General features: G+C 32.2%; 1 protein-coding gene. It reads right to left on the bottom strand.

What is annotated here, in order from left to right; translation table 11 throughout:
• Positions 1–764: 764 nt before the first annotated feature.
• Positions 765–1,271: a hypothetical protein gene (locus HE1_RS05770; RefSeq protein WP_035545652.1), complete on the bottom strand. Its 507-nt coding sequence runs from the start codon at positions 1,269–1,271 to the stop codon at positions 765–767.
• Between the last annotated feature and the right edge of the window lie 227 nt (positions 1,272–1,498).

Raw genomic sequence — 1,498 nt, 5'->3', positions numbered from 1 at the left:
CTTTCCAAACTTATGACCATTGTCGCTGTTGCTATTGTATACGCTTCTATAACGGGCCTTACACAAGAACACAAGGGGACTCAGGTGGATCAAAGATAAACTCTTATTCTTTGATTTCAGCGATCTTTTAAACTACCTGAAAAAAAGTAAGGGGGAGTATGGAATTTGATATAACAATTAAATTATAGAAAATACGCTATTTCGTATCCAAAGAAGTCATAAAAAATTTAAATAGATAGGAAATACAATTTTAGAAAAAGTAAAATGGAAAATAAAATCTTACCCTTTTTAACTCAACACAATTCCCTACAAGGATTTACCGTATTGATATGAAAAAAACTAGGAGAGCCATCTTTTGTTAGTTGCTCAATTTATAAGTTTTTGACTTTTTTTGATTCCATTTTTTTAAAAGATCAGCTGTACACCTAGGAGGCTTGGTTACGGGATAATATTGGTTGAAATTACGCCTTACCATCTTTCTTTAAGCTCTATATCCATTTTTTATCAGGTTTTGTTACGAGGAAATTTTCTTCGACCAACGAACTTTAGTGGCGATATCTATGAAAATGCTCTGCCCCCTCTTTACCTCTTAACTTTTTTTCCTTTTGGCCAAAACGTGATGTCTATAATCTCTAAAATCCCCCCACAATAAGTTCTTTATCTGATTTATTGGGGTGGGGGGGGGATTTTAGAGAGATCTTTAGTTAATTGTGGGGGGATTTGGGCATTGGGGGCACTATAACGTTAATATTTGTATGAACTTTTTATTTCTTTGTCAAGTTGTTTTCTTCTAAAAAGATTCCTTTTCCTTCTAGCATTTTTTTATATTCTCCATACTCTTTTTCCAGTTTTTTAAAACTTTTTATGTTGGCTTTATCTGCGTTTATTTCTTGCAGAAGGTTCATTTGTTCTAGCTTAGCTGAGGAGGTTTTTTCACGAAGTAATTGTTCTTTCTTTTTAAAGTCTAATATTTTATTGTTCAAGGCTATGGATTTTTCATTGCATTCTTGTTCTGTAAGTATTTTTTTACTGGTGTTCGTGTTTAAAGGCACATATTCCTCCAAACCTTCTAGAAGGTTTTCTTCATCTGAATTTTTTTTTACGGTAGTGGTTCGTTGGGGGGTAGGCGTGCTCATCACTGTCATGTTTGCGTTGCTTTTCTGTTGAGAGGAAGCATTTCCTGTTACTGAAACAGTTGAGGAGCCTTCTTCACCAGCAAAGCAGTTGCTTGCTATGAATATAAATATTAAAGTAAAATGTTTTATTAGCATTTTTGTTTTTTGTTTTTTTATATAAGTTCATTTTATTATAAAAAATATAATTTTTTACTTTACAAATAGAATTTTCTTGAAGCTTTTAACTAAAGATATTTTTTGTTAAATTTAGTAAAGGAAGTCTTTTTTAAAAGTCTCTAAAAAGGATTGTATGTAAATTTTTTGAATGTTCGAAGTGCTTTAAAAGCGGTTTTGTTCGAGGGGGCAGCGGTGCAAATGTAAAA

Origin of the sequence: Holospora elegans E1 (assembly GCF_000648275.1) — a bacterium.
GTDB lineage: Bacteria > Pseudomonadota > Alphaproteobacteria > Holosporales > Holosporaceae > Holospora > Holospora undulata_A.
The sequence above is the reverse complement of the archived record's forward strand: the minus strand, read 5'-3'. Positions and strand labels throughout refer to the sequence as shown.

What these genes read in the sequence shown, in the direction of transcription:
- HE1_RS05770 (WP_035545652.1), bottom strand. Translation starts at nt 1,271, where the DNA reads ATGCTAATAAAACATTTTACTTTAATATTTATATTCATAGCAAGCAAC.